Source organism: Candidatus Eisenbacteria bacterium (assembly GCA_030017955.1).
Classification (GTDB): Bacteria; Eisenbacteria; RBG-16-71-46; order JASEGR01; family JASEGR01; genus JASEGR01.
Map to the genome: position 1 here is coordinate 1 of JASEGR010000214.1, position 1,635 is coordinate 1,635.

1 protein-coding gene and 1 pseudogene are annotated in these 1,635 nt (G+C 53.3%); one reads left to right on the top strand and one right to left on the bottom strand.

Annotation, left to right across the window (positions count from 1 at the left end; translation table 11 throughout):
- The first annotated feature begins 364 nt into the window (after positions 1-364).
- Complete coding sequence (locus QME66_13780) at positions 365-715, top strand: hypothetical protein (GenBank protein ID MDI6810011.1); 351 nt, start codon at positions 365-367, stop codon at positions 713-715.
- A gap of 413 nt (positions 716-1,128) precedes the next feature.
- Here QME66_13780 and QME66_13785 read toward each other — a convergent pair.
- Positions 1,129-1,635: pseudogene (locus QME66_13785) on the bottom strand (N-6 DNA methylase).

Sequence of the window (1,635 nt, forward strand, 5' to 3'; positions counted from 1 at the left end):
TTGAGTTTCCTCAGCTTCGCACCCAGTGCTGCCAGTGTCACTCGGGCAGAAAGTTGTCGGCGAACATTCTCGCTAATCGTGATAGACTCGTTCATGGTGATGGGCCTCCTGTAGGATTTTGTCAGAATTCCTATACAGTAAGCCCATCACTCGTTTTTTGCAAGCCTATCCACTGCTGTCACGCAATTCGCCCCTTATTCGGGCGAAATTTAGGTACCTAAGAGTTCTTCAATGAGCCCTTAAGGCATACGTGGAGACCGAGTAGAGAACTACCTACTCCTTGTTTTTCTTTCCTCGTTTGTGGAGCGTCCGATATAGTTGCGTGCGGAATTTTCCTACGACAAGGAATTGCCAGAAAGAACCAATGGCCACAACGATCCCGGGAATAAGCGACATAACACCAATGGCTGTCAGCGACCTAGATTCCCATGCGTATCCATTCTCAACTAACCCGATCAAGATAGCTAAGGTGAAAAAGGCCGAACTTGCCGAGGCGCCTGCTAACAACGAAATGAGGAGTTCCTTGCCGCGGGACGCACTTTTCCCAAAGAAAAGCCCTCTAGAAACCACGGTGGTAACAACAATCAAGCCGACTGTGGCCGCTGTCGAGATCCCTGCAATCACCCACATGGATAGCGTGTTCATAGGGCGGTCATCTCCCTTGGTCACCGAGATATGGCAAAGATGTCCACCCCAAATCGTTCGAGACTGCTAAGCTCTGCAATGCCAAGGATGTATAGGCCTCTGGGATTAGCCAGCCAGCTCCTGTCACACCGATTTCCCTCAGGGTCTTTCGGAGCCTGCAAATTGGCAAGTATTCCGGAAAGCGCTATCGACAGAGCACCCTCAAGATGTGGACTTTTGCCTGGAATTCCGCAGGGAATCGGCCAGATATGGGAACACTGGAACTTCCAAAACGACTGTCCCTGTCTGGAATACCTGCCAGATGCTACACCTCCAGGGAAATCGGTGTGTCAGGTCTTGGGGGTGAATCGCAGACTCAAACTGCAACCGATTGATCTCCTCGTGCAACTTCAACCGTTCGGTTTTTAGCGGAGTCAACTCTCGGCGTAGATCAGAAATCCTTTTCGTGCGACCAGCCCCAAAGGTCGCATCGAAGCGTTTTGTCCAGCATTGAATCACATCTGGTATGTCGTTCTCCTCCACCTTCACCCGCTTATCATCCAACGAAAAACCATCGTGCGCCATATCATAGAACCAAATGTCCTTCGTCTGCGCGCCGCGCGTGAACAACAGCACCGCCGTGCTCACCCCCGCGTACGGCTTGAAGACACCCGAAGGCATCGAAACCACCCCGTCCAGCCGATTCTCCTCGATGAGTTTGCGCCGCAGGTCCACATGCGCGCGGCTCGACCTCCCTTCGGCAGCACCCCATCGGGCACGATTACCGCCGCGCGTCCGCCCATATCCAGCGCGCGCAAAATCAAATGCAGGAAGAGCAACTCACTCTTGGTCGTATCCGATGGCAGCGTGGGATGAACGCCGCCCTTATCCACCGCGCCCTTGAACGGCGGGTTCATCAGGATCACGTCATACTCGCGCTCATCCTCGAACGACTTCGACAGCGAATCCATGTAATAGAACTGCGGCGACTCGATCCCGTGCAGCATCAGA